This window comes from Leptothrix cholodnii SP-6 (assembly GCF_000019785.1).
Taxonomy (GTDB): Bacteria; Pseudomonadota; Gammaproteobacteria; order Burkholderiales; family Burkholderiaceae_C; genus Sphaerotilus; species Sphaerotilus cholodnii.
In genome coordinates, this window is the sequence record NC_010524.1 from 2577469 (window position 1) to 2602180 (window position 24712).

General features: G+C 69.2%; 22 protein-coding genes, 1 tRNA gene and 1 riboswitch. Of the genes, 12 read left to right on the forward strand and 11 right to left on the reverse strand.

Annotated features, from left to right (window positions below):
• The first annotated feature begins 34 nt into the window (after window positions 1-34).
• Window positions 35-1051 (forward strand): TRAP transporter substrate-binding protein, encoded by a 1017-nt coding sequence (locus LCHO_RS11840; protein ID WP_012347395.1) that lies wholly within the window; start codon window positions 35-37, stop codon window positions 1049-1051.
• Between the two features lie 9 nt (window positions 1052-1060).
• Complete coding sequence (locus tag LCHO_RS11845; RefSeq protein ID WP_012347396.1) at window positions 1061-2929, forward strand: TRAP transporter large permease; 1869 nt, start codon at window positions 1061-1063, stop codon at window positions 2927-2929.
• Between the two features lie 4 nt (window positions 2930-2933).
• On the opposite strand, the gene LCHO_RS11850 is transcribed toward LCHO_RS11845, so the two are convergent.
• Together LCHO_RS11850 and LCHO_RS11855 are read right to left on the reverse strand one after the other, a co-directional pair.
• Entirely contained in the window at window positions 2934-3803 is an 870-nt protein-coding gene (locus LCHO_RS11850; protein WP_012347397.1) for a PPC domain-containing DNA-binding protein, read from the reverse strand.
• A gap of 26 nt (window positions 3804-3829) precedes the next feature.
• A complete protein-coding gene (locus tag LCHO_RS11855; protein WP_012347398.1) occupies window positions 3830-4627 on the reverse strand; it encodes an SDR family NAD(P)-dependent oxidoreductase in 798 nt (265 codons plus the stop codon).
• A 112-nt stretch (window positions 4628-4739) separates the two neighbouring features.
• Here LCHO_RS11855 and LCHO_RS11860 point away from each other — a divergent pair, with 112 nt between their 5' ends.
• Window positions 4740-5453: a YebC/PmpR family DNA-binding transcriptional regulator gene (locus LCHO_RS11860; protein ID WP_012347399.1), complete on the forward strand. Its 714-nt coding sequence runs from the start codon at window positions 4740-4742 to the stop codon at window positions 5451-5453.
• A gap of 18 nt (window positions 5454-5471) precedes the next feature.
• Here LCHO_RS11860 and LCHO_RS11865 read toward each other — a convergent pair whose 3' ends face one another.
• Entirely contained in the window at window positions 5472-6356 is an 885-nt protein-coding gene (locus LCHO_RS11865; RefSeq protein WP_012347400.1) for a LysR family transcriptional regulator, read from the reverse strand.
• 149 nt (window positions 6357-6505) lie between these two features.
• On the opposite strand from LCHO_RS11865, the gene LCHO_RS11870 reads away from it, so the two are divergent.
• The 4 genes from LCHO_RS11870 to LCHO_RS11890 all read left to right on the forward strand — a co-directional run bounded on the left by LCHO_RS11870 (window position 6506) and on the right by LCHO_RS11890 (window position 11711).
• Window positions 6506-7489: a tripartite tricarboxylate transporter substrate binding protein gene (locus LCHO_RS11870; protein WP_012347401.1), complete on the forward strand. Its 984-nt coding sequence runs from the start codon at window positions 6506-6508 to the stop codon at window positions 7487-7489.
• 29 nt (window positions 7490-7518) lie between these two features.
• Window positions 7519-8727, forward strand: a complete 1209-nt coding sequence (locus tag LCHO_RS11875) for a M20 aminoacylase family protein (RefSeq protein WP_012347402.1) — start codon at window positions 7519-7521, stop codon at window positions 8725-8727.
• Between the two features lie 104 nt (window positions 8728-8831).
• Window positions 8832-8939: riboswitch (glycine riboswitch) on the forward strand.
• 62 nt (window positions 8940-9001) lie between these two features.
• Window positions 9002-10288 carry a D-amino acid dehydrogenase gene (locus LCHO_RS11880; protein WP_012347403.1) on the forward strand — a complete coding sequence of 429 codons (1287 nt, stop codon included), beginning with the start codon at window positions 9002-9004 and terminating at the stop codon, window positions 10286-10288.
• 239 nt (window positions 10289-10527) lie between these two features.
• Window positions 10528-11711 (forward strand): IS3 family transposase gene (locus LCHO_RS11890; protein ID WP_223210436.1). Its coding sequence is split into 2 segments (ribosomal slippage): window positions 10528-10798 and window positions 10798-11711, totalling 1185 coding nucleotides; the frame shifts between segments, so codons are not numbered across the junction.
• Here the strand turns inward: LCHO_RS11890 and LCHO_RS11895 are convergent.
• The 3 genes from LCHO_RS11895 to LCHO_RS11905 all read right to left on the reverse strand — a co-directional run bounded on the left by LCHO_RS11895 (window position 11606) and on the right by LCHO_RS11905 (window position 14051).
• Window positions 11606-12889, reverse strand: a complete 1284-nt coding sequence (locus tag LCHO_RS11895; RefSeq protein WP_012347404.1) for a tyrosine-type recombinase/integrase — start codon at window positions 12887-12889, stop codon at window positions 11606-11608. The two genes, LCHO_RS11890 and LCHO_RS11895, sit on opposite strands and share 106 nt — an antisense overlap.
• A 215-nt stretch (window positions 12890-13104) precedes the next feature.
• A tRNA-Ser gene (locus LCHO_RS11900) sits at window positions 13105-13194 on the reverse strand.
• 35 nt (window positions 13195-13229) lie between these two features.
• Entirely contained in the window at window positions 13230-14051 is an 822-nt protein-coding gene (locus tag LCHO_RS11905) for a symmetrical bis(5'-nucleosyl)-tetraphosphatase (RefSeq protein WP_012347405.1), read from the reverse strand.
• A gap of 62 nt (window positions 14052-14113) precedes the next feature.
• Between LCHO_RS11905 and LCHO_RS11910 the strand changes: the two genes are divergently transcribed.
• Together LCHO_RS11910 and LCHO_RS11915 are read left to right on the forward strand one after the other, a co-directional pair.
• Complete coding sequence (locus LCHO_RS11910; RefSeq protein WP_012347406.1) at window positions 14114-15415, forward strand: hemolysin family protein; 1302 nt, start codon at window positions 14114-14116, stop codon at window positions 15413-15415.
• Window positions 15412-16206: a SapC family protein gene (locus LCHO_RS11915; protein ID WP_012347407.1), complete on the forward strand. Its 795-nt coding sequence runs from the start codon at window positions 15412-15414 to the stop codon at window positions 16204-16206. Before LCHO_RS11910 ends, LCHO_RS11915 begins: the two co-directional genes overlap by 4 nt.
• A gap of 48 nt (window positions 16207-16254) precedes the next feature.
• On the opposite strand, the gene LCHO_RS11920 is transcribed toward LCHO_RS11915, so the two are convergent.
• The 5 genes from LCHO_RS11920 to LCHO_RS11940 all read right to left on the reverse strand — a co-directional run bounded on the left by LCHO_RS11920 (window position 16255) and on the right by LCHO_RS11940 (window position 21765).
• The gene (locus LCHO_RS11920) at window positions 16255-17799 is read right to left on the reverse strand and encodes a DUF1501 domain-containing protein (RefSeq protein WP_012347408.1); all 1545 of its coding nucleotides are present in this window, start codon (window positions 17797-17799) and stop codon (window positions 16255-16257) included.
• Window positions 17800-17807: 8 nt separating this feature from the next.
• Complete coding sequence (locus tag LCHO_RS11925) at window positions 17808-19622, reverse strand: DUF1800 domain-containing protein (RefSeq protein WP_012347409.1); 1815 nt, start codon at window positions 19620-19622, stop codon at window positions 17808-17810.
• Window positions 19623-19772: 150 nt separating this feature from the next.
• On the reverse strand, window positions 19773-20798 hold the full coding sequence (locus LCHO_RS11930) for a CapA family protein (RefSeq protein ID WP_223210440.1): 1026 nt from the start codon (window positions 20796-20798) through the stop codon (window positions 19773-19775).
• On the reverse strand, window positions 20798-21226 hold the full coding sequence (locus LCHO_RS11935) for a hypothetical protein (RefSeq protein ID WP_012347411.1): 429 nt from the start codon (window positions 21224-21226) through the stop codon (window positions 20798-20800). Before LCHO_RS11935 ends, LCHO_RS11930 begins: the two co-directional genes overlap by 1 nt.
• 44 nt (window positions 21227-21270) lie before the next feature.
• Window positions 21271-21765 (reverse strand): Crp/Fnr family transcriptional regulator, encoded by a 495-nt coding sequence (locus tag LCHO_RS11940; protein WP_012347412.1) that lies wholly within the window; start codon window positions 21763-21765, stop codon window positions 21271-21273.
• A 136-nt stretch (window positions 21766-21901) separates the two neighbouring features.
• On the opposite strand from LCHO_RS11940, the gene LCHO_RS11945 reads away from it, so the two are divergent.
• The 3 genes from LCHO_RS11945 to LCHO_RS11955 all read left to right on the forward strand — a co-directional run bounded on the left by LCHO_RS11945 (window position 21902) and on the right by LCHO_RS11955 (window position 24672).
• Entirely contained in the window at window positions 21902-23173 is a 1272-nt protein-coding gene (locus LCHO_RS11945) for a class I SAM-dependent methyltransferase (RefSeq protein WP_012347413.1), read from the forward strand.
• A 114-nt stretch (window positions 23174-23287) separates the two neighbouring features.
• A complete protein-coding gene (locus tag LCHO_RS11950; RefSeq protein WP_043704261.1) occupies window positions 23288-24052 on the forward strand; it encodes a hypothetical protein in 765 nt (254 codons plus the stop codon).
• A complete protein-coding gene (locus tag LCHO_RS11955; RefSeq protein WP_012347415.1) occupies window positions 24049-24672 on the forward strand; it encodes a GTP-binding protein in 624 nt (207 codons plus the stop codon). Before LCHO_RS11950 ends, LCHO_RS11955 begins: the two co-directional genes overlap by 4 nt.
• The last annotated feature ends 40 nt before the right edge of the window (window positions 24673-24712 follow it).

Below are 24712 nucleotides of genomic sequence, written 5' to 3' on the forward strand. Positions count from 1 at the left end.
CTCTTTCCTTTTCCCACCGACAGGAGACACACCCATGCAAATCACCCGCCGCACCCTGCTGGCCGGCACCGGCGCCCTCGCGCTGCCCGGCGTCGCCACCCACGCCCTGGCGCAGAACAAGGCCGAGTTCACGCTGAAATACGCCAACAACCTGCCCATCACGCACCCGATGAACGTGCGCGCCACCGAGATGGCGGCGGCGATCCTGGCCGAATCGAAGGGCCGGGTCGACCTGAAGGTGTTCCCGAGCAGCCAGCTGGGCACCGACACCGACATGCTGTCGCAGATCCGCTCGGGCGCGATCGACTACTTCACGCTCTCGCCGCTGATCCTCGGCACGCTGGTGCCGTCGGCGCAGATCAGCGGCGTGGGCTTCGCGTTCAAGGACTACAACCAGGTCTGGGCCGCGATGGACGGTGACCTGGGCGCCCACGTGCGCAAGGAGATCGCCGCCAGGTCGACGATGTTCGCGTTCGACAAGATCTGGGACAACGGCTACCGCCAGATGACCAGCAGCGCGCGCGCCATCACCAAGCCCGAAGACCTCAAGGGCATGAAGATGCGCGTGCCGCCGAGCCCGTTCTGGGTCTCGATGTTCAAGGCCTTCGAGGCGTCGCCGGCCACCATCAACTTCGCCGAGGTCTACACCGCCCTGCAGACCAAGATCGTCGACGGCCAGGAGAACCCGCTGGCGATCATCGCCACCGCCAAGCTGTTCGAGGTGCAGCAGTTCTGCTCGATCACCAACCACATGTGGGACGGTTTCTGGTTCCTGGCCAACAAGAAGTCCTTCGAGCGCCTGCCGGCCGATCTGCAGGAGATCGTGACGCGCAACGTCAACAAGGCCGGCCTGAACCAGCGCGACGACGTGCGCAAGCTCAACGACTCGCTGCTGGGCGAGCTCAAGGCCAAGGGCATGGCGATCAACACCACCGACGCCGAGCTGTTCCGCGCCAAGCTGCGCGCGGCCGGTTTCTACGCCGAGTGGCACAAGAAGTTCGGCGACGAAGCCTGGGCGGTGCTCGAGAAGTACACCGGCAAGCTGGTCTGACCGCCTGCCATGTCCGCCGCCGTCGAACGCTCCGAAACCTTCACCCTGCCCGACGAGGTGCAGGCCACGCTGGCGCGGTCGCGCCTGATGCTGCCGCTCGAAGCGGCGGCGGCGGCGCTGATGGCGGCCATCATGCTGATGCTGCTGGCGGGGGTGGGCTCGCGCTACCTGCTGTCCGATCCGCTGGTGTGGGTGGACGAGGCGGTCTCGATCGCCTTCCTGTGGCTGGCGATGCTGGGCTCGGCGATCGCCATCCACCGCAACGAGCACCTGCGGCTGACGGTCGGTCTCAACGCCCTGCCCGTGCGGCTGCAGGGCTACGTGCAGGCCTTCGGGCTGATGGTGACGGCGGTGTTCCTGCTGGCGCTGGTGCAGCCGGCGTTCGAGTACGTCGAGTCGGAAGCCTTCGTCACCACCCCGGCGCTGGAGATCCCCAACAGCTGGCGGGTGGCGGCGATCGCTTTCGGCATCGTCGCGATGCTGGTGGTGGTGCTGACACACGCCTGGCGCACCTGCACGCTGGCGCAACTGGCGGTCGGCACGGGCGCGGTGGCGGCGGTGGCCGGTGCCTGCTGGGGCGGCATGCCGGTGCTGGCCGACCTGGGCCACCTCAACATCGTGATCTTCCTGATCGGCTTCGTGGCGGTGTGCCTGGTGGCGGCGGTGCCGATCGCGTTCTGCTTCGGCATCGGCGCGGTCAGCTTCCTGGCCTTCACCACCCACATCCCGATGGGCGTGATGATCGGCCGCATGGACGAGGGCATGTCGAGCCTGGTGCTGGTGTCGGTGCCGGTGTTCGTGCTGCTGGGCTGCGTGCTCGATGCCACCGGCATGGGCCGCGCGATCATCGATTTTCTGGCCTCGCTGGTGGGCCACGTGAAGGGCGGCATGAGCTACGTGCTGCTGGGCTCGCTGTTCATCGTCTCGGGCATCTCGGGCTCCAAGGTGTCGGACATGGCGACCGTCGCGCCGGCCCTGTTCCCCGAGATGAAACGCCGCGGCCAGAAGCCCAAGGACATGATCGCCCTGCTGTCCACCGGCGCGGCGATGGCCGACACGGTGCCGCCGAGCATCGTGCTGATCGTGCTGGGCTCGGTGGCCGGGGTGTCGATCGCCGGGCTGTTCCAGGCCGGCGTGACGGTGGCGCTGGTGCTGCTGCTGGCGCTGGCCGTGCTGGCGCGCTGGAAGGCCCGCAACGAGGTGCTGCAGCAGGTCAGGCGCGCGCCGCTGGCGCTGGTCGGCCGCACGCTGCTGATCGCCGGCCCGGCGCTGGTGCTGCCCTTCCTGATCCGCGGCGCGGTGGGCGGCGGCGTGGCCACGGCCACCGAGGTGTCGACGCTGGCGGTGGTCTACGCGATGCTCGTCGGCATGGTGATGTACGGCGGCATCGGGCCGCGCAAGATCTACGCGATGCTGGTCGAGACCGCGGCCCTCAGCGGCGCGGTGCTGATGATCCTGGGCACCGCGCTGGCGATGGCCTGGGTGATCACGCAGTCGGGCGTGGCGCAGCAGCTGGCCGTGTTCATGAAGACGCTGCCGGGCGGCGTGTTCGGCTTCATGGCCGTCACGATCGTGATGTTCCTGATCCTCGGCTGCGTGCTCGAAGGCCTGCCCGCGCTGCTGCTGATGGCGCCGCTGATGTTCCCGATCGCGCGTGCGATGGGCGTCAACGACGTGCACTACGCGATGGTGGTGGTGGTGGCCATGAACATCGGTCTGATGATGCCGCCCATCGGCGTGGGCTTCTACATCGCCTGCCGCATCGGCGACGTCTCGCCCGACGAGGCGATGGGCGCGATCTGGCCCTACATCGCCGCGCTGATCGTCGGCCTGATCGTGATCGCGGCGGTGCCGGGGATCTCGACCGCCGTGCTCTAAAAGGTCAATCGAACGCGAGCACCAGCTCGAAGGTCACGAGCACCGGGTTCTGGCCGCGTGCCAGCCGGCCCTGGTGCTGGCCGCCGAGGTAGTCGACCATCGTGACGTCGATCTCGGCGCGCGGCTGGCCATCGGCATCCGCGACGATGCGGCCCTGGCGCACCAGGGTTTCGGTGACGAAGGGCTCGACGATGCGGCCGTCGTCGAACACCGCACCCACCGTGCTGCCGACGCCGCCGCGCAGCGTCGCGGTGGAACGGCCGTGCGCGCGGCAGACGGCTTCGAGCGTGCTGCAGACGTCCTGGTTCGGGCTCAGTCGAACGGCGACCGCGAGTGCTTGATCGGGCGGCGCAGCCGTCGATGCATCGTCCATCGGCAAGGGCTTGAACAGCGAGAAACGTGTCTCGTCATCGGCGACCACCGTGAAGGCCGCGCCGTGCAGCGCCCAGAGCTCGGCCCGCGCCGGAGCCTCGATCAACACGGCATCTTCGGGCAGCACGTGGCCGCAGTGGCGCTGGCCGTCGGCGCTGCGCCAGTCGGCGTGGCAATGCAGCCAGGGCCGGCCGTCGGCACGCACGCCGAAGGTGACGGTGGCAGCCTCGAAACTCACCGGCTCGGCGGCATCGAAGCGGTCGCTGAAATACACCGCGTGCTCGGGCGTGCGCGACAGCGCCGGCATCGCGTAGGCAAACGGAAAGAAGCGCCCGCCGTGCAGGCGCGCCACGCCGCTGCGTGCGTTCAGCGCGGCCATCGCTTCGTGCAACGCATCGAGCAGCGTCACGCCCGAGCGCAGTTGAACCTCGCGTGGCGTGAGCGTGACGGGCACGACCGAGGTGTGCAGCGCGGCCGGGCCGGGGTGCTGGATGTGTCGCATGGGCGCCTTTGTCGCGCAGCCGTCGATCAGCCCAGTGCGCCAGTCTTGCGCAAGGTGGGCAGGCCCACGCCGGCAGCGTCGAAACCGCCGTCCACCGCGATCACCTGGCCGTTGACGTAGCTGGCCGCCGGGCTGCACAGGAAACCCACCACGTTGGCGATCTCCTCGGTGGTGCCGTAGCGTTCGAGCGGGATCACGTCGTGGTAGTCGGAGCGGATCGCCACGCTGTGCACCAGCTTGGCCATCTCGGTCTCGACCGGGCCGGGCGCCACCACGTTGCAGCGGATGCCGACCGTGCCGAGTTCGGTGGCGTGCTGCTTGGTCAGGTGGATCAGCGCGGCCTTGCTGGTGCCGTAGGCCACCCGCAGCGTGCTGGCGCGCAGGCCCGAGATCGAGGCGATGTTGACCACCGCGCCGCCGCCGTTGCGGCGCATCACCGGCGCCACCGCCTGCGTGCACAGGAAGGGGCCGTCGAGGTTGGTGCCGAGCACGTGCCGCCAGTCGTCGAAGGTGGTCTGGTTGATCGGCTTGAACACCGCCACGCCGGCGTTGTTAACCAGCGCGTCGATGCGGCCGAAGGTGTCGACCACGCGCGCGGTGGCGGCGTCGACCTGATCGGGCTGCGAGACGTCGCAGTGGATCGCCAGCACGCGCGCCGGGTCGTTCAGTTCGCCGGCGGTGCGGCCCAGCGTCTCGGCGTCGATGTCCCACAGCGCGACGCGGTACTCGTGCGCCAGGAACCAGTGCGCGATGGCCAGGCCGATGCCGCGGGCGCCGCCGGTGACGACGGCGACGGGCTGGTTCGTAACGGGGGTGCTGCTCATGGTGGAGTCTCCTCTCGGGTGTTGTGCTGGAGCGCGATTGTCGTATCGGCTCAGGCCGGTCGCAGCCATCGACCTAAACTCCGTCTTCGATCAACACAAGGAACGATCAGACATGGGCGCGCAATGGAAAGCCAAGCACAAGGACATCGCGGCCAATGCCAAGGGGCGGCTGTTCGGCAAGCTGGCCAAGGACATCATGATCGCGGCGCGCCACGGCGCCGACCCGGCGGCGAACGCGCGGCTGCGGCTGGTGGTCGAGCAGGCGCGCAAGGTCTCGATGCCCAAGGACACGCTCGAACGCGCGATCAAGAAGGGCGCCGGGTTGACCGGTGAATCGGTGCATTTCGAACACGCCATGTACGAGGGCTTTGCGCCGCACCGCGTGCCCGTCATGGTCGAGTGCCTGACCGACAACGTGAACCGCGCCGCCTCGGAAATGCGGGTGCTGTTCCGCAAGGGCCAGCTGGGCACGTCCGGATCGGTGTCCTGGGATTTTGTCCACGTCGGCATGATCGAGGCCGAACCCGCCGCCGCCGGTGCCGATCCCGAGCTGGCCGCCATCGAAGCGGGCGCGCAGGACTTCGAGCCGGCCGATGACGAGGGCGTCACGATGTTCCTGACCGAGCCCGCCGACCTCGACCTGGTCAGCCGCGCGCTGCCGGCGCAGGGTTTCAGCGTCCTGTCGGCCAAGCTCGGCTACAAGCCCAAGAATCCGATCGACCCGGCCAGCCTGACGGCCGAGCAGCTCGAAGAGGTGGAAACCTTCCTGGCCGCGCTGGACGCGAACGAAGACGTGCAGAACGTCTTCGCGGGCCTGCAGGGCTGAGTGTCGCGGGCGGTGCCCTCAGTCGTGCAGCAAGGCCTCCATCACCTGGCGCACGATCGACAAGGCCGGCGCCTGCGCGCGGCCGGCCAGCGTCACCAGGCCGAAGCGCGCGCGCGCGCTCAGGGCCGGCGTCAGTTCCAGTTCGACCAGATCGGGCGCCGCCGCGCGGATCGCCAGCAGCACGGCGTCGCTTGAGCGCACCACCTCGACCAGGCTGGCGATCTCCTCGCAGCGCAGCGTGACGCATTCGCCGGGGTGCGCCGCCGGGCCGTAGCGTTCGATCAGGATGCGCGCCACCTCGTCGCTGAGCGGCGTGGAGGCCAGCGGATACGGCCGCAGCGCCTCGAAGCGCAACGCCTTGCGCCGGCGGGTCAGCGGGTGGTCCGGGCGGCACATGAAGGCGCCGCGCATCTCGGCCAGGCTGTCGACCTGCAGATCGGCGGCCGGCGCCACCGAACGGGCGTCGACCACCAGCGTGTCGAGCCGGCGCTCGCGCAGGGCTTCGAGCAGGAGACCGGTCTGGCCGCGGGCGATCTCGACCTGCACCCTCGGGTGGTGGGTGGCCATTTGCTGCAGCAGCGGCGTCATCAGCAGCGCCCCCGGCCCCGATCCCATGCCCACGCGCAGCTTGCCGGCCAGACCCTCGCGCATCTGGCGGCCGCTCGCGCCCAGTTCGTCGGCATCGAACACCAGTTGGGTGGCGCGGTGCAGCACCTCGCGGCCGAAGGGCGTCAGCTCGTTGCGGCGGCCGACGCGATCGAACAGCGGCTGGCCGAGTTCGTCCTCCAGCGCACGGATGCTGCGGCTGAGCGCGGGCTGGGTCAGGAACAGCGCCTCGGCCGAGCGGCTGAACGAGCCGCTTTCGGCCAGCGCGATCAGGTGGCGGAGCTGGACGAGGGTCATGCGAGGGGGCGCCGCAATGCATTCATCCGAATCATGCTATCGCATAGAACAATGCATTGGACTGGCGGAGTCCGGCTTCCTACGATGGCCCCATGCCTCGACCCGAATGGTTCGGCCCGGGGCGGCCGGAATCCGGCGCAGGAGTGGACATGAACCCGATCCTCAAACGCTCGCTCGCCCTGGTGGGCGGACTCGTGCTGGCCTGCGGCGCAGCATTGGCGCAGACCTGGCCGGCCAAGCCGGTCAACCTGATGGTGCCCTACCCGGCCGGCGGTCCGTCGGACGCGATCGCGCGCATCTTCTTCAACCCGCTGGGCAAGGAGCTCGGCCAGCAGGTGCTGGTGGAGAACCTCGGCGGCGTCAGCGGCGCGCTGGCGGCGCAGAAGGTGCTCGCAGCCCCGGCCGACGGGCACTTCATCTTCCAGGGTTCACCCAACGAGGTGATCCTGTCGCCGCTGGCCAACGCCGCGGTCAAGCTCAAGACCGAGGATTTCCGGCTGGTGCACCCGGTGGCCGACGCGGTGATGGTGTTCGTGACGCGCAAGGACCTGGGCGTCAACAGCGTCGACGAGCTGATCGCGCTGGCGCGCAAGTCGGGCGAGCGGCCGCTCACCTACGGCAGCGTGGGCGTGGGCTCGCTCTACCACCTGATCCTGGAGAACGCGCAGCAGATCACCGGCGTCAAGCTGCAGCACGTGCCGTACAAGGGCAACGCGCCGCTGCTGCAGGACATCGCCGGCGGCCAGGTCGACTTCGCGGTGCTGGTCTACAGCGCCGGCATGGGAGCGCTCGGTGATCAGGGCAAGCTCAAGGTGATCGGCCAGCTCGGCGCGCAGCGCTCGGAGCTGCTGAAGAACGTGCCCACCGCCAGCGAAGGCCAGGCGCTGAAGAACTTCTCGTACAAGATCTGGACCGGCTTCATGGTGCCCAAGAACACGCCCGAGGACGTGGTCGTGCGCCTGCACGCCGCCATCGGCAAGACCTTGCAGGACCCGACCGTGCGCGCGCAGCTCGCAGCGCAGACGCAGCTGGCATCGGCGCCGATGTCGCTGGCCGACTCGGCCAGGTTCTTCGCCGCGGAGACGGCGCGCTACCGCGCCATCGCCAAGTCGATCGAGCTGCAGCCCCAATAAGCACGGACCAGACGGACGACGAGGCCACCATGAGCAGCTACCTGCTGGACGCGATGCAGACGCGCATCGGTGAGTTCATCCACCTGCGCCGCGACATCCACCGCCATCCCGAACTCGCCTTCGAGGAGCACCGCACCGCCGCGCTGGTGGCCGACAAGCTCGAAGGCTGGGGCTACGAGGTCGAACGCGGTGTGGGCGGCACCGGCGTCGTCGCGCGGCTGGTGCGCGGCGAGACCGACGAGAAAGGCACACGCCGCCTCGGCCTGCGTGCCGACATGGACGCGCTGCCGATCACCGAGGCCAGCGGCGCCGAATGGGCCAGTTGCAAGCCGGGCCTGATGCACGCCTGCGGCCACGACGGCCACACCGCGATGCTGCTGGCCGCTGCCCGTCAGCTGGCCGAACACGGCCGCTTCAACGGCACGCTGAACCTGATCTTCCAGCCCGCCGAAGAGGGTGGCGGCGGCGCGCTGCGCATGATGGAAGACGGGCTGTTCGAGCGTTACCCGTGCGACGCGATCTTCGCGATGCACAACATGCCCGGCGTGCCGCAGGGTCGTCTGGTGCTGCGCGAAGGCGCGGCGATGGCATCGAGCGACTACGCCACCATCACGCTCGACGGCATCGGCGGCCACGGCGCGATGCCGCACCGCGCGGCCGACCCGATCGTGGCGGCGGCCGGCATCGTGATGGCGCTGCAGAGCATCGTCTCGCGCAACGTCGACCCGCTGCAGATGGCGGTGGTCACGGTGGGTGCGCTGCATGCGGGCAAGGCCAACAACGTGATCCCGGCCAGCGCCACGCTGGAGCTGAGTGTGCGTGCGCTCGACCGCGAGGTGCGCGTGCTGCTGGCGCAGCGCATCAAGGCGCTGGTGGCCGCGCAGGCCCAGAGCTACGGCGTCACCGCCCGCATCGACTGGCGGCCGGGTTACGCGGTGCTGGTCAACAGCGCGGCGGAAACCGCCTTCGCACGCGAGGTGGCGATCGACCTGGTCGGCGCCGACCGCGTCACGCAACAAGGCCCGGCGCTGAGCGGCAGCGAGGATTTCGCCTTCATGCTCGAACGCGTGCCGGGCAGCTACCTGCTGATCGGCAACGGCGATGGCGCGAGCCCGGGTGCCTGCATGGTGCACAACCCCGGCTACGACTTCGACGACGCCAACATCGCCATCGGCGCGGCCTACTGGGTGGCGCTGACCGAACGATTCCTGTCGATCCCTGAGAACAGCGAGGGCTGATCGAAAGCCCTAGACTCACGACCCTGCAGGAGAGTGCCGCGTCGATGACGCGGCCACCGAAGGCGCAAACTCCCATGAACGCTCAGGTCCAACACTGCACACACACCACGCCGTCTGGAGAGACGTCACGCCCGTGACGCACCGAAGGAGCAAGGCCCCGGCACAGCGCCGCGCGGCTGAAACTCTCAGGTATCAAGGACAGGGGGAGCGGCAAACGCACGGCCCGATGGCATCGAAGCCACGGTGTCGTGCGGCCGATCCTGGAGCACAGCTCATGAAAGTCCTCGTCCTCGGCGCCGGCCTGCTCGGCGTTACCTCGGCCTATTTCCTGCGCCAGCAAGGTCACGACGTCACCGTCGTCGACCGCCAGGCCACGCCCGCATCCGAGACCAGCTTCGCCAACGGCGGCCAGATCTCGGTCAGCCACGCCGAACCCTGGGCCAACCCGAGCGCACCGCTGAAGGTGCTGCAATGGCTGGGCAAGGAAGACGCGCCGCTGCTGTTTCGCCTGCGCGCCGACGCCCGCCAGTGGCGCTGGGTGCTGCAGTTCCTGCGCGAATGTACGCCCGGGCGCACGCGCCACAACATCGAGCAGATCGTCAAGCTCGGCACCTACAGCCGCGACACGCTGCAGCAGCTGCGGCGTGACATCGGCGTGGCCTACGACGAGCGCACGCAGGGCATCCTGCACTTCTACACCAGCCAGAAAGAGTTCGACGGCGCCGAGGCCCCGGCCGCGCAGATGCGCGAACTGGGCTGTGACCGGCGCGTGATCTCGGCCGACGAAGCCGTGCGCATCGAGCCCGCGCTGGCGGCGATCCGCGCGCAACTGGCCGGCGCCACCTACACGGCGGAAGACGAATCCGGCGATGCCAACCGCTTCGCCCGCGAACTGGTCAAACACTGCCAGGCCGACGGCGTGCAGTTCCTGATGAGCCACACCGTGACTGCGCTGCGCGAGGTGGGCGGGCAGATCGACCACGTCGAGGCGACCGACGCCGAAGGCCGTTTCCAGCGCCTGCGCGCCGACGCCTACGTGCTGGCGATGGGCAGCCTGTCGCCGCTCTACGCGCGTCCGCTGGGCATCGAGCTGCCGATCTACCCGGCCAAGGGCTACTCGGTGACGATGCCGGTCAAGGACGCCGCCAAGGCGCACCAGGTCTCGCTGACCGACGACGAATACAAGCTGGTGTTCTCGCGCCTGACCACGCCCGGCGTGGACGGCCAGCCCGGCACCGACCGCCTGCGCATCGCCGGCACGGCCGAGTTGAACGGCTATGACCGCGACCTGAACCGGGTGCGCTGCGAGGCCATCGTGCGCCGCACCGAGGAGCTGTTCCCCGGCGCCGGTGACACCGCGCAGGCGCAGTTCTGGACCGGCCTGCGCCCGGCCACGCCGAGCAACGTGCCGATCATCGGCCGCAGCAAGCTGCGCAACCTGTTCCTCAACACGGGCCACGGCACGCTGGGCTGGACGCACTCGTGCGGCTCGGGCAAGAGCATCGCCCGCATCGTCAGCGGGCTGGCGCCGGAGATCGATTTCGCGTTTGCCGGCGCCTGAGGACCGGCTTGGGCCGGCGGCCCGGCTCGGCACTGCGCGTGACCGAATCGGGTCCATTTCCGATTTCCGTCATCGCCAAACAGAAAGCCCGCGAACCATGACGGTGGCGGGCTTGCTTCCTGTGAACGGGGTTCCAGAAGGAAATCGATCACGGGTTCTTGTCGCTGGGTTACGGGCTCCCTGTCATGGTCTAATTTTCCCGGACACCTCGATAGGTGGAATCCACCTGGACGAGGAACATGAGCAAGAGAGAACGAAGGACATTCAACGCGGAATTCAAGCTGCAAGTGGTGCAGATGATTCGCGAGCAGGGCTTGAGCGTGGGCGACGTCTGCCGCGACATGAAGCTCGGCGAGACGGCCGTGCGGCGATGGCTGGCGCAAGCCGATGAAGAGGCTGCAGGCCGCCCCGGCATTGGCAAACCGCTCACCGCCGAGCAGCAACGCATCCGCCAGCTTGAGGCCGAGAACAAGCAACTGCGCGGCGACGTCGACATCTTAAAAAAAGCATCGGCCTTCTTTGCCCGCGAGCTTCGATGAGCTACCAGTTCGTCGAGCAACTGCACAAGAAGGCCGTCACCGTCGAGCGTCTATGCCGCGTGCTGGGCGTCAGCCGTTCGGGCTACTACGGTGCCCGTCAGCGCGCCAAGCTCGCGCCCAAGGCCTGCTTGGTCAGCACGCAATTGAAGGCCGAGTTCGCCGCCAGCGGCCGCGTCTATGGCAGCCGTCGCCTGTGCGCAGTGCTGCGCGCTCGGGGGCTGGGCATCGGGCGCCACCGGGTGCGACGTTTGATGCGCGAGAACAGGTTGCGGGCCCTGTGGCGACGCAAGTTCATGCACACCACCGACAGCGGTCATGCGCTGCCCGTCTCTGACAACCTGCTGGCACGGCGCTTCAATCCGAGCCGCCCCAACCAGGCCTGGGTGAGCGACATCACCTACATCCGCACGCGCAGCGGCTGGCTGTACCTGGCCGTGGTGCTGGACCTGTACGCCCGCAAGGTCGTGGGCTGGGCGATGGCGCCGACGATGCATGCCGAGTTGGTGTGCGCAGCGCTGCAACTGGCCATTGCGCAGCGCCAACCCGCGCCAGGGCTGATTGTTCATTCCGACCGAGGCAGCCAGTACGCCAGCGCGTTGCATCAGGCGCTGCTGGCGCGCCACGGCCTGGTCGGCAGCATGAGCCGCAAGGGCAACTGCTGGGACAACGCGGTGATGGAACGCTTCTTCCTGAGCCTCAAGACCGAGCGGGTCTGGCAGCGCGACTACGCCAACCATGCCGAGGCCATGACCGACATCGCCGACTACATCGTGGGCTTCTACAACAGCGTGCGGCTGCACTCCAAACTGGGCAACCTGCCACCCAATGCCTTCGAGCAGCAATCGGCAATCAAACAACCTATCGTGGTGTCCGAAAAAACTTGACCAGCACAGACGGCGTGGTTGTAGGCGGCGCGGACCCGGTTGCCCTCGATGTGCGACAGCTGGGCCTCGATCACGTCGAAGCGGAATCCCATCTCGTTCAGCGCCGTCGAGGCGATGCCCCGGAAGCCGTGGCCGGTCATCTTGCCCTTGTAGCCCATGCGCTCCAGCGCCTTCAGCATGGTGTTGTTGGACATCGGGCGCTCGTGGTCGCGCTCGCCGGGGAACAGCAGCGCCGGCCCGCGGCAACGGTCAGCACCGCGCGCCGACTGCAGCAGGCGCAGCACCGCCAGGGCCTGCGGCGCCAGCGGAACCAGGTGCGCACGGCGCTCGCCCTGCCGGCCCTTGCGGCCGATGCGATCGGGCGGGATCGTCCATTCCGCGGCATCGAGGTCGAACTCTTGCCACTGCGCGCCGATCAGCTCTGACGTGCGCACGAAGGTCAGCGCCATCAGCTGCAGCGCCAGGCGCGTGAACACGCTGCCGTCGTACGCGTTGATGTGGCGCATCAGGTCGGGCAGTTCGGCCGCGCCGACACGGGCGAAGTTCTCGACCGTGCGCGGCTTGAGGATGTCGCCGGGCTTCACGTCGGCGGTCGGGTTGCGCTCGGTCAGGCCGTGCGCCACGGCCCAGCGCATGACCTGGCCGCTGGTTTCCATGATCCGGCGCGCCAGCTCGCCGACGCCACGCGCCTCGATCTTCTTGGCCATGCGCACGAAGTCCGGCGCGGTCAGGCCAGCGACCGGCTTGGCGCCGATCACCGGGAAGGCGTCGAGTTCGAGGCGCCGCAGCACGTATTCGGCGTAACGCTCGGTCTTGTTCGCCTTCCAGCCTGCCCACCACTGACGCGCCACGGCCTCGAAGGACGTTTCGTGCTCGTTCAGCTTGGCGTACTTGGCCTCCTTGCGGGCCTCGCCGGGGTCGGTGCCGGCATCGAGCAGCGCGCGCGCCTTGGCCTGTTCGCGCCTGGCTCCGGCAACGCTGACGGCGGGATAGGCGCCGATCGCCAGCAGCTTCTCCTTGCCACCGTGCCGGTACTTCCAGCGCCAGAGCTTGGAGCCGCTGGGCGTCTTGGCGCCCGGCGGCTTGACCTCGAGGTAGAGGCCGCCGGCATCGGCGAGACGAACGAACGCGCGACCCTCTGGGCACTTGGCGTTCCTGCATTCGGTGTCGGTCAGCATGGCGGCGATCCTGACCGGTCAGTGCGACCGGGCTGCGATACCCCCAACACGGCGCTGGGGTGCTCGCAAATCTACCCCCAAATCTACCCCCAGTTCATCGCGGCTGCGCACGAACCGTGGCGAACGTCCGCGAACGCAAAACCTCGTGTTTAAGGGCTGAATCGTGGGATTTGGGTGGATTCGCGAACGGTTGCGAACTGCTGCGAACCTATCCCTGGCGGAGAGCGTGGGATTCGAACCCACGGACGGCTTCCACCGTCGGCAGTTTTCAAGACTGCTGCCTTAAACCGCTCGGCCAGCTCTCCTGCGGCGGCGATTGTAGGGGCACGGCGATGCGCCCTCACACGGGCGACTGAGCCTGCACGCATTTCACGCTGATCAGTTCGCGCCGCCCGCCGTCGATCCGCGCGGCGGTGAGTGCGCCGCCCCAGATGCAACCGGTGTCGAGTGCCAGCAGATCGGGGCGGTCGAGCAGCCCCAGCGTCGACCAGTGGCCGAAGGCGATCGGCACGCCGGCGGTGCGGCGTCCGGGCACGTCGAACCACGGCATCAGGCCGGGCGGTGCGGCGTCGGCGCCCTCCTTGACCTTGAAATCGAGCGTGCCGTCGGCGCTGCAGAAACGCACCCGCGTGAGCGTGTTGATGACCAGCCGCCAGCGGTCGGCGCCTTGCAGGGCATCGTCCCAGCACGCGGGCTGATTGCCGTACATGACCTGCAGGAACGCCGGCAGATCGCTGCCGCGCAGCAGCGCCTCGACCTCGGCGGCCAGCGCCAGCGTCTGCTCGGCGCTCCACTGCGGCAGCACGCCGGCATGCACCATCAGCCAGCCGTGCGCCTGAACGGCCAGGCGCTGCCGGCGCAGCCAGCCGAGCCAGTGTTCGCGCTGCGGGCTCTCCAGGATCTGGTCGAGCGTGTCGCTCTTGTGGACGCCGCGCACGCCGTGCGCGACAGCCAGCAGGTGCAGGTCGTGGTTGCCGAGCAGGCAGGTGGCCGAGTCGCCGAACGAGGCCAGCCGCTCGAGCGTGCGCAGCGATTGCGGCCCGCGGTTGACCAGGTCGCCGAGCACGTGGACGTGGTCGCGCGAGGGTGAAAAGTCGAGGGTTGCGAGCAGGCGGTCGAATGCGTCGCAGCAGCCTTGCAGGTCGCCGATGAGATAGATCATGGGTCGATTCTGCTACGCTGACTGCGCCTCAACTCTGGCGCGGAACGTGCTCCGTGCCCGTCATGGAAGTCGCGCTGCTGGTTTTTCTGATTCTGCTCAACGGCGTGTTCGCGATGTCGGAGATGGCCCTGGCATCGAGCCGCAAGGCGCGCTTGCAGGTGATGGTGGAGACCGGCGATCAAGGCGCCATCGCCGCGATGGCACTGCACGAGAACCCGACGCACTTCCTGTCGACGGTGCAGATCGGCATCACGTCGATCGGCGTGTTGAACGGCATCGTCGGCGATGCCGCATTCTCCGAGCCGCTGGCTCACTGGCTGAGCCAGACCTTTCCGGTCGCGCACACCGCCGCGCTGATCGGCGCGACCGCGCTGGTGGTGGTGATCATCACCTTCCTGACCATCATCTTCGGCGAGCTGGTGCCCAAGCGTGTCGGCCAGCTCTACCCCGAGGCCGTCTCGCGCCTGACGGCCCGGCCGATGAACGTGCTGTCGATCACCGCGCGGCCGTTCGTGCGGCTGCTGTCGGCCACGACCCAGGCGGTGCTGCGGCTGCTGGGCGTCAGCGACACCGGCCCGCGTGGCGTGACCGAAGAGGAGATCGCCGCCAGCCTCGAGGAAGGCCTGGACGCCGGCGTGATCGAGGCCCACGAGCACCAGATGGTGCGCAACGTGTTCCGCCTCGACGACCGCCAGATCGGCAGCATGATGATCCCGCGCGGCGACATCGCCTGGCTCGAGGTGACGGCCCCGCGCGAGCAGATCCTGGCGGTGCTGGTCGAACACGGCCACTCGCGTTACCCGGTCTGCCGCGGCGGGCTCGACGACGTGCTGGGTGTCGTCACCGCCCAGCAGCTGCTGATGCAGCTGGCGCGCAGCAGCGAGCTGTCGCTGACCGATGCGATGCAGCCGGCGGTGTTCGTGCCCGAGACCTTGTCGGGCATGGAGCTGCTCGAACACTTCCGTGGCTCCGAAGTGCAGATGGTTTTCGTGGTCGACGAGTACGGCGTGGTGCAAGGCGTGATTACTTTGCGCGACGTGCTGGAGGCGATCACCGGAGAATTCACCCCCGCGCAGGCCGAGGACGCCTGGGCGGTGCAACGTGATGATGGTTCGTGGCTGGTCGACGGCCTGATTCCGGTGCCCGAGCTGAAGGATCGTCTGGGCCTCAAGCAACTGCCCGACGAAGACCGCGGCCGCTACAACACCCTGGCCGGCATGATCATGCTGCTGCTCGGACGCCTGCCGCAGACCGCCGACTTCGTCGAATGGGACGGCTGGCGCTTCGAGGTGATCGACCTCGACGGCAAGCGGGTCGACAAGATCCTGGCCAGCCGAACACCCACAGACGGAGAAGATGAATGACCCAGACCAACAACAACGACGCCACCGTCACCGCTGCCGCCGCGGCGCAGGCCGCACCGGCGCGCTCGAACGGCATCTACCGCAACCTGGTCCTGCTGGACCGCAAGCGCCACGCCGGCAAGCGCGTCAAGCCGGTCAACGACTGGCTGTTTGCGCGTGACCTGAACGCGGTGCCGCTGACCACCATCGAGTTTGCCGAAGTGGCGCGCGAGTTCCCGATCGGCTTCATCCCCGCCCCGCCCGACGCCAATGGCAAGGCGCGTGTCGCGCCGGTGGTGATGCTGGGCCTGCGCGAGCGCCAGAACCTGGTGATCGGCGACGACGGCCGCTGGGGCGGCCGCAGCCTGCCGGCGGTGCTGCGCCGCTATCCGTTTGCCTACGTGCGCACGCAGCCCGAACAGCTCAGCCTGGTGATCGACGAAGCCTACGAAGGCCTCAACGACAGCGAGGGCGAACTGCTGCTCACCGAGGCCGGCGAGCCGACCGACTACCTGCAGTCGGTGATGCGTTTCCTCGACCGTTTCGAGACCGAGCAGCAGCGCACCGAGGCGCTGTGCGAGCGCCTGGTGGCGCTCAACCTGCTGCGCGGCGCCGAGATCAAGGGCGAGCTGGCCAACGGCGAGCACATCAACGCCACCGGCTTCTTCATGGTCGACGAGGAAAAGCTCGCCAAGCTGCCCGACGCCGACGTGCTGGCCCTGCACCGCAGCGGCGCCCTCGCCCTGCTGCACGCGCATCTGGTGTCGATGGGCCAGTTCAACGCACTGGCGCAGCGCCTGGGCGCACGCTGAAGCGCGGCCGCCGGCGCGGCCTCTCGGCGCGCCGGCGGGTGAACAGCTTCAAGCCGGTGCGGACAGGAAGCCGAGATGGCGCTTGCTGACGTCGAAGTTGGCGAGGTTCGGGAAGATCTCCAGCGCCTGGCTGTCGGAAACCCCCATCCAGCGCGCCAGCGTCGCGCCCATCTGCTCGACCGACGTGGTGGGCAGCAGCGCGCCGTTGCGCAACTGGTCGGTGCTGCTGTCGAAATCGTTGTTGGCGCTGTTCTTCGCGCCCAGCGTGGGCCAGTCGCCATACAGGCCTGAACGCACCGCACCGCCCATCACGAACTGGTGCGAACCCCAGCCGTGATCGGTGCCGTCGCCGTTGCTGGTGAAGGTGCGGCCGAAGTCGGAGGCGGTGAAGGTGGTGACGAGCGGGGCCGCGCCCATGCTCACCAGCGTGCGGTCGAAATAGCTCAGGCCATGGTCGAGCCGCGCCATCAGGTCGGCATGGTTGCGGTTCTGGTTGTCGTGGGTGTCGAAGCCGCCCAGGTTGACGAAGAACACCTGGCGCTTCATGCCCAGCGTGCCGCGTGCGGCGATGCAGCGCGCCACCATCTGCAACTGCCTGGCCAGCGGATTGGTCGTGGCGTTACCGGTGATGGCGCTGGTGTAGCGCAGCAGCGGGTCGGTGTCGGCGTTGTAGCTGCCGGTGCTCGGTGCCGTGCCCCAGGCGCCGTCACTGGCCGCAGGCAAGGCGCTGCTGAGCTGCACTTCGGCGTCGACCGAACGCGCCACCACGTCGGCATGGTCGTGTTCGAGCACATGGGTGCCGCGGCTGTTGCGCATGATCTGCTGCATGGCGGCGAACCCGGCCGTCGAGCCGAACAGGCTGTTGCCGCTGCCGATGCGGATCGCGCCGTTGGTGCTGACCTGGTACTGGCGCGCGGTCTGGCCGGCCAGCCAGACACTGGCGCCGCTGGCCGAGATGGCGGTGAACATGGCCCGGCTGTTGTCGCTCATCAGCCGATCGGCCATGCGCCCACCCCAGCCGCTGCGCGCGCCCTCGGGCGACAGCGCCTGCCAGAGGTTCTGCTGGTCGTTGTGGCTGAACAGCTTGGCCGGCTTGGGGTGGCCGATGCTGGCGTACTGCGCCTTGCTGGTCGGCTGCACCAGCGGTCCGACATTGGCCAGCACCGCCAGCCGCTTGCTGATGTTGAAGTTGTTCGCCAGACCGCCCAGCAGCGGATGCACGGCCAAGCTGCGGCCGGCCAGCGTGAGCGGCAACACGCCGCCCAGCCGGGCCGGCGAACCGGCCGCGGCGCTCGCATCGGGCAAGGTGCCGGCGGCCAGCAGCGCGATGCTGTCGGGCACCTGGTTGCGCACGCCCTGGTAGGCGGCCCAGGCCGGCGCATCGGTGGCCAGCACGGTGTTGAAGCTGTCGTTGCCACCGTTGAGAAACACGCACACCAGCGCCTTGTAGTCGCCGGCGGTCTGCGCGGCCGCCTGGCCGCTGGCGGCCAGCAGCGTGGCCAATGGCAGGGCGCCCGGCGCGGTCATGCCCACCAGCGCGCCGGCACGGCGCAGGAACTCGCGGCGCGTGGCCGTCGATAACTTTTGCGACATCACGGCACTCACTTCTGGACGATGAACTCGGGCGACACCACGCTCAGGTAGAGCGCCAGCCGGACACGATTGGAGTTGGCGGCTTCCCAGGCCACCATGTTCGTGCTCGTGAGCAGCGGAATGGTGATCGACTCCACGGCCGCCTGGATCTGATCGGCCAGTGCGGCGGGCATGGCGCCACCGAACAGGCGGCTGTTCATCAGCGCCACCAGTTCATCGGGCTTGTGGGCGGCTGCCCGTGCAGCCGAGAGGTCGAGCTGCACATCCCGCGTGCTCGCGCCGGCGGGCGTCTCGCCCACCCCGTTGTTCTGCACCACGCTGCGCATGAAGTTGGCATAACCGGCCACGCTGGTCTCGTGCGTGATCTGCATCTCGGGCACGGTCAGCGAACGGGCCGCGGCCAGCGTGTTGGGCGGCACGTAGCCGGGGCGGTAGAAGTTGAAGACCGAGGGCGAACGCAGCGGCGTCTGGCCCAGCGAGGTGCCGGGGTCGTCGGTGTTGCCGATCAACCAGTGGCTGGAGGTGGACGTGGCACCGAACGCACGCAGGACCTTGCTCAGGCGCAGCACCGGCTCGCGCAGCTTGCCGAAGCTGTCGCGCTGCGCGGCCGAGGGCGCGCGGGCTTCGGTGTCGAGCAGCACGGCCTTGACCACGGCCTTGAGATCGCCGCGCACGCCGCTGCCGTTGTTGTTGAACACCTTGGCCACCCGCTCCACATACGCCGGGCTGGGATGGCTGGTGACCAGGCGCTGGATCAGCTGGCGGCCGATGAAGGGGCCGACGTTCGGGTGGGCGGCGAGCCGGTCGAGCGCGACTTTCAGGCTGGCATCGCCGTCGCTGCCGCCGGCCACCGTGCTGCCGAGAAACGCCTTCTCGCTGGCCGAGTGGTACTTCGCGTAGCTGCGCATCGATGCGATGCTGCGATCCGGGTAGGCCTTGGCCGATTCGTTCCAGCCGTGAAAGCAGCTGTCGCTGGTGTCGCCGTTGCAGTGCCAGCTCCAGCCGGTGAAGACCTTGGCCAGGCCGGAGATGTCGTCGGCGCCGTAGGTCTCGCGCGGGCCACCGGCGCTGGCGCTGCCGTCGAGGTCGAGTTCGACCAGGCCGATCGAGAACAGCTGCATCACCTCGCGGGCGAAATTCTCGTCGGGCACGCGGCCCTTGGCGAGGTCTTCCTTCTGGTTGCGCAGGTGCGAGAGGTAGATGCCCATCACCGGGTGCAGCGAGACATCCTGCAGCAGCTGGCGATAGTTGCCGAACGCATGCTGGCCGAGCATGTCGTAGTAGCTGGTGACACCGCGCGGCTGATCGTTGACGCCCGAATCGACCATCGACACCACCATGATCTGCGACAGCGCGTAGGCCACCCGCTGGCGCAGCTGGTCGGGCGCGCTGACGGCGTTGTGCCAGAAGCTGTGATAGACCTCGGTGCGGCTGACAGCGGTCGGGTCGGCGGCCTTGTTCTGCCGGTCCAGCATCTCCCAGTGCGTGCGGCTGGACGTGGCCGGCTTGGCCATCTGCTCGTCGATCCAGGCGCTGGCACCGAGATCCCTGACGCGCTGGACCTCGATCGGCGTGGCGCCGAAGGTGGCCTGGTCGAGCAGGCGCACGGCTTCGGCCTCGCTGGTGACGGGCACACGGGCAGCGGCGCCGGTCTCGTCGCTCGAAGCGCCGCCGCCGCCGCAGGCAGCGAGCATCAGCGACAGGCTCAGCACGGCGGCCGCCAGCGGCAGGCGCAGGCGGGCCTGCGCGGCGATCCGGGTGGACGGGGTTGCAGGTATCAGTGGCATCAATTCGGGCGGTGGCATCGCGGCGATCAGACTCATCGACAGACTTGCGGGCGCACCCGGCGCCCGCTCAAGAGGCGATCATCGACGAGGGCTGCGCATGATCGGCGTGCAGAGTGGGCATCTGCCAGCAGCGTTCCATGTGCTTACCGCTGTCACCACCCAGGCACGGGGGACGTCACACCCGCGTCAGGGGCTCGGTGCAACACCGGGACGAGGCCGGCAGACCCGCACGACCGGCAGGCCGCGCCGACCGCAAGGCGTGGCCACCTGCGGCTCGGGCGTGGGCGTGCCGGCCTCGTCCATGCGCGCCTGCAGCGTGTCCCAGGCGACGACGCCGTGGCGGTCGACGCCCAGGCGCAGCAGCCAGCCGATCCGCCCGGGGCCCGGCTCGAAGCCGTCGAACACGAAATTGCCCAGGCTCCAGATGATCGGCTTGCCGCGGTAGGTGTCGGCGCCCTGCGTGACGTGCGGGTGGCCGCCGACCACCGCATCAGCACCGGCGTCGATCATCAGCCGGGCGAGCTGGCGCTGGCGCTGGCTGGGCTCGGGCTCGCGCTCCCAGCCCCAGTGCATGAACGGGATGATCACGTCGGCGCCGGCGCGGCGGGCGGCGCGGATGTCGGCCAGCACGTGGCTGTCCTCGCTCCAGGCCACGCCGGCCCAGCTGGCGCCGGCCTCGAAGCTGCGCGGCTTGAACTCGTTGTAGCCCAGCACGGCGATGCGCAGGCCCTGGCGCTCGATCCACAGCGGCCGGTGCGCCTCGGCCAGGTTGCTGCCGCCGCCGAAGGTGGCGATGCCCGCGCCCTGCACCAGCGCCATGGTTTCGAGAAAGGCGGCGCGGCCGTAGTCGCCCGAATGGTTGTTCGACAACGCCAGCGCGTCGAAGCGGCCGGCGAGCACCTTCAGCACCCGCGGGTGGGCGCGGAAGGTGTAGATCTTGTTGTCCATCGGCGCGCCGACGGTGGCGATCGGCACCTCGAGGTTGCCGATGCGGTAGTCGGCCTCACGCAGCCAGGGGTCGAAGGCGGCCAGCGGGTCGCCGCCGGCCTCGATGGTCCGGCCCGGGCCGTCGTCGAGCATCAGGTCGCCGACGAAGACCAGGCGCAACGGTGCCGATGCCGATGCCGATGCCGGTGGCGGCGCGGCGCCGGCAGCGGTCACGAGCAGCAGGGCGGCCATCAGCGCCAGGCCGCAGCGGATCTGCTTGAACATCATCGCGCGCTCCGATCGGCGCGGCGTTCGCACCAGTATTGCAACTCGCCATCACGCACCGGCTCGTAGACCCACTGCAGGCCGGTGAACCCGCCCGGCGCACCGGGCCGCAGCCGCGGCGGTGGCCAGGCGACGGCCTGCTGATGGATCGGCACCGGGCCGCCCTCGCGGTCGGCATAGGTGTAGAGCTTGACCGCCGCCAGCGCGGCCGGTTCGGTCTGCACGACGATGCGGAACAGGAAATACGAGCCGATCGCCACCGGCGCCACCGCGTAGGGGCTGGCCACCGGGCTGGCACGCAGGATCTGCGTCTCGCCGCCATAGGTGACGTGGCACAGCACCTGCGGCGCCGGGCGGGCCGAGGCCAGCGCCGGCAATGCGATCAGGGCGGCGCAGGCGAACAGGAATGGGCGTGCGGAAGAAGGCATGGCGCGATTGTCGACGCCGCGCACGGTCGCCGCGATCAGGCCGGTCAGAGCGACTGGAACACCGTGTCCACGCTCGACGGCAGCTCGCCGACCATCGCCTGGAACAGCAGCTCGTCGGTGACGCGCAGGCGCCGGCAGACCTCGCGGCCGATGTTCATCTGCACCAGCGCGAACTGCTCGACGTCGTGTTCGTACAGCCGCAGCAGATCGTCGGGCGACAGCTCGATGGCCACGCAGTCGGCGTCGGCGCGCACCGAGGCGCTGCGGTCGGCCAGGTCCATCAGCGCCATCTCGCCGAAGCAGTCGCCGGGGCCGAGCGTGCGCAGCTTGAAGTCGCGGTCGCGCCAGCTCTTGCGCACCGACACCTCGCCGGTCTCCAGCACGTACATCGAGCAGGCCGGCTCGCCCTGCCGGAAGAAGAACTCGCGCGCCCTGACCTCGCGCAGGCGGGTCTGCGCCAGCAGGAACTCGAGTGCGGACGGGCTGAGCGCGCCGAAGATCGGCATGCGCTGCAGCATCTCGATGCGTTGGGCCTGCATCTGTGCGGTCTCCTCGGAGCGGAGTGGGATCGGCAGCGGCAACGATAGCGCAGCCGGGCGCGCCTGCAGGGCCCGGCCGGGGCGATCGCCGACAATCGCAGGCTGCCGCGCCTCCGCTGCGCCCACCGGTTCCGCCATGTTCACCGACCTGATCCCCGACTCTTCCCCGACCGCTGCGACCGCCGCGCCCGACGACCGCGCGCGCTTCTTCCGGCTGCTGACCACCGCCGTGGCCGGCGGCAAGCTGGTGCGGCTGACGCTGGGCCAGTACCGCGGCGGCGAGGCCGGCCTGGAGCGGCTGCTGGTGCGCCCGATCACGCTGCGCGACGAGCCCTGCCTGCAGATGGTCTGGCGCCACACCACCCGGGACATCACCAAGAACCCGCCGAACGCGCAGGCGCTGGCGCTGCTCGACGAGCTGATCGGCGCGAGCTTCGGCCACGCCCACATGGACACCGACACGCAGGAGGTGCAGCTGGGCGTGCGCATCAAGGGCGGCCAGCCGCGCTACCGGCTGCAGGTGGGCCGACGCGCCCAGGCCGCGGCGCCCGCCGGCGACGCGGCACAGGGCCACAACCGCGACAAGCAGCGCCCGCTGGCGCTCGAGCGGCCGTGCTGGGTCGACCTGGGCGTGGCCACCGCGCAGGGCGCGCTGGTGCCGTCGATGGCGCGCAAGTGGAAGCAGATCAACAAGTTCACCGAGATCTTCGGCGCCGCGCTGGCCGCCTCGCCGCTGGCCGATGCGCCGAGCGTGCGGGTGGTCGACTTCGGCTGCGGCAAGGCCTACCTGACGTTCGCGATGCACGAGCTGCTGCGCGGCCTGGGCAAGCAGGCGCTGGTGACGGGCGTGGAGCTGCGCGAAGACCTGGTCAAGCTGTGCAACCGCGTCGCCCGCCAGCACGGCCATGACGGGTTGACGTTCGACGCCGGTGACGTGCGCAGCCACGCCGTGGCGCCGATGGACGTGATGGTGGCGCTGCACGCCTGCGACATCGCCACCGACTACGCCATCCACCTGGGCCTGCAGGCGGGTGCGTCGATCATCATGTGCTCGCCGTGCTGCCACAAGCAGCTGCGGCCCCAGATCAAGACGCCGGCGATGCTGCGGCCGATGCTGCAGCACGGCGTGCACCTGGGCCAGGAGGCCGAGATGGTGACAGACAGCCTGCGCGCGCTGCTGCTCGACGCGGCGGGCTACGACACCCAGGTGTTCGAGTTCGTGTCGCTGGAGCACACCAACAAGAACAAGATGATCCTGGCGGTGCGCCGCGCCAAGGATCGACCGGGCCATGCCGAGGCGATCCGGGCCCAGATCGCCGAGATCAAGGCCTTCTACGGCATCCGCGAGCAGTGCCTGGAAACCCTGCTGACAAATTCTTCAATTCCGACTCCGGATATGAAAAACTAGCGTCCTTGTCAAACCCCTAGATCAAGGTTGCGGCGCGGGCCGCCGCTCAGAAAGCGCACAGGTGTGGAAATGATCCGGACCACCGGGCGATTCCTGGAGAGGCCATCCCCGTCCGTGTCCGCACGACCGGAGCCGAACCACTACGCCCTGTGGTCGCCGCATCGGGATTCGCGTGAGGTCATCCTCTGGAAATCGCTGCTGAGCTTTCGGGGTGAACCCTGGCACTGGGTGAACGAATCCGAGGCGGCGCGCTGGTTCATCGTCGACGTGGCACGCGGTGTGGCGCCGGATCTCACCGCCACCATCGAGCGCGACGGCCGGCTGCACGGCATCGCCCTGGCGCGCAACTGGATCGACCTGCCAGCGCCGTGCTGGACCTTCTTTCGGGTGCCGCTGCAGCACGACAGCGTGACGCGCTGGCTCGATCAGCTGGTCGGGCGCGCGCCCGGTGCGACGGTGCCGGCCGACGATGCCAGCAGCGAGCGCTGGTCAGGGCAGGCGCTTCGGCTGCACCGCTGGCCCGACGTCAACCGCTACGGCAATGCCTCGGTCGAACTGGCGGTGGCCTGCGGGCGCCTGCTGCGCGGCTGGACCCCCTATCCCTTGCTGGTCCACGGCCTGCGCGACACCCAGGCGCTGCACCGGCTGCTGCACGACGCCCAGCTCAGGGGCTGGCTCGACAGCGTGCCGGCCGAGTTGCAGACGCAGGCGGGCGCATCGGCGCCGGTCGACCTGTCGGCGCTGCCGGTGCTCAACGAGCGGGTCGACATCGTGCCCGGCCTGCCGCGCCCGCCCGCCCCAGCGGCCCCTCCCGCCCCGCAAGGGAGCGAGTCGCGCCGCTGGGGCCTCTTGCGACGCCTCTGGCAACGTTACGCATGACATCCCTTTTGCGCCCCCTGTCGCGCCCGGCCCTGCGGCCCCTGATCGGCGACAGCCTGAGCGATCGCGTCACCTTCGTCGGCCCCTACGGCGTGGGCAAGACCACCGCCTTGCGCGCGGTGTCGGACATCCCGGTGCTCGACACCGACGTGCCGATGACACGCGAACAGCTCGGCGCGGACAGCCACAAGACCCGCACCACCGTCGGTTTCGACTACGGCGAGTGGCAGTTCGGCGATGGCTCGCGCATCAGCCTGTGCGGCCTGCCGGGGCAGGAGCGCTTCGATGCCGTCTGGGACGCGTTGCTGCCGCAGAGCAGTGGCGTGGTGCTCTGGCTGTTCGGCGACCGGCCCGGCGGCAGCGCCGAGGGCGTGGCCGAAATGGCCCGCTGGGTCAGCGCGATCGCCGCGCGGGTGCCGGTGGTGCGGCTGGCGGTGGCGATCACCCGCCTGCCGGCCGGTTTTGCCGACAGCGCGCTCGACCCCTACCGCGACGCACTGCAGGCCTGGCATCCGATGGCACCGGTGCTGTCGGCCGATCCGCGCAGCGCAGCCGACGTGCGGCAGGTCATCGCCGTGTCGCTGGCCAGCCCCGCGGCGGCCGTGACGGCGGTGGCCTGAACCGTGCCGCCACGTCGCATCCGGGCAGATGGACTGGCCT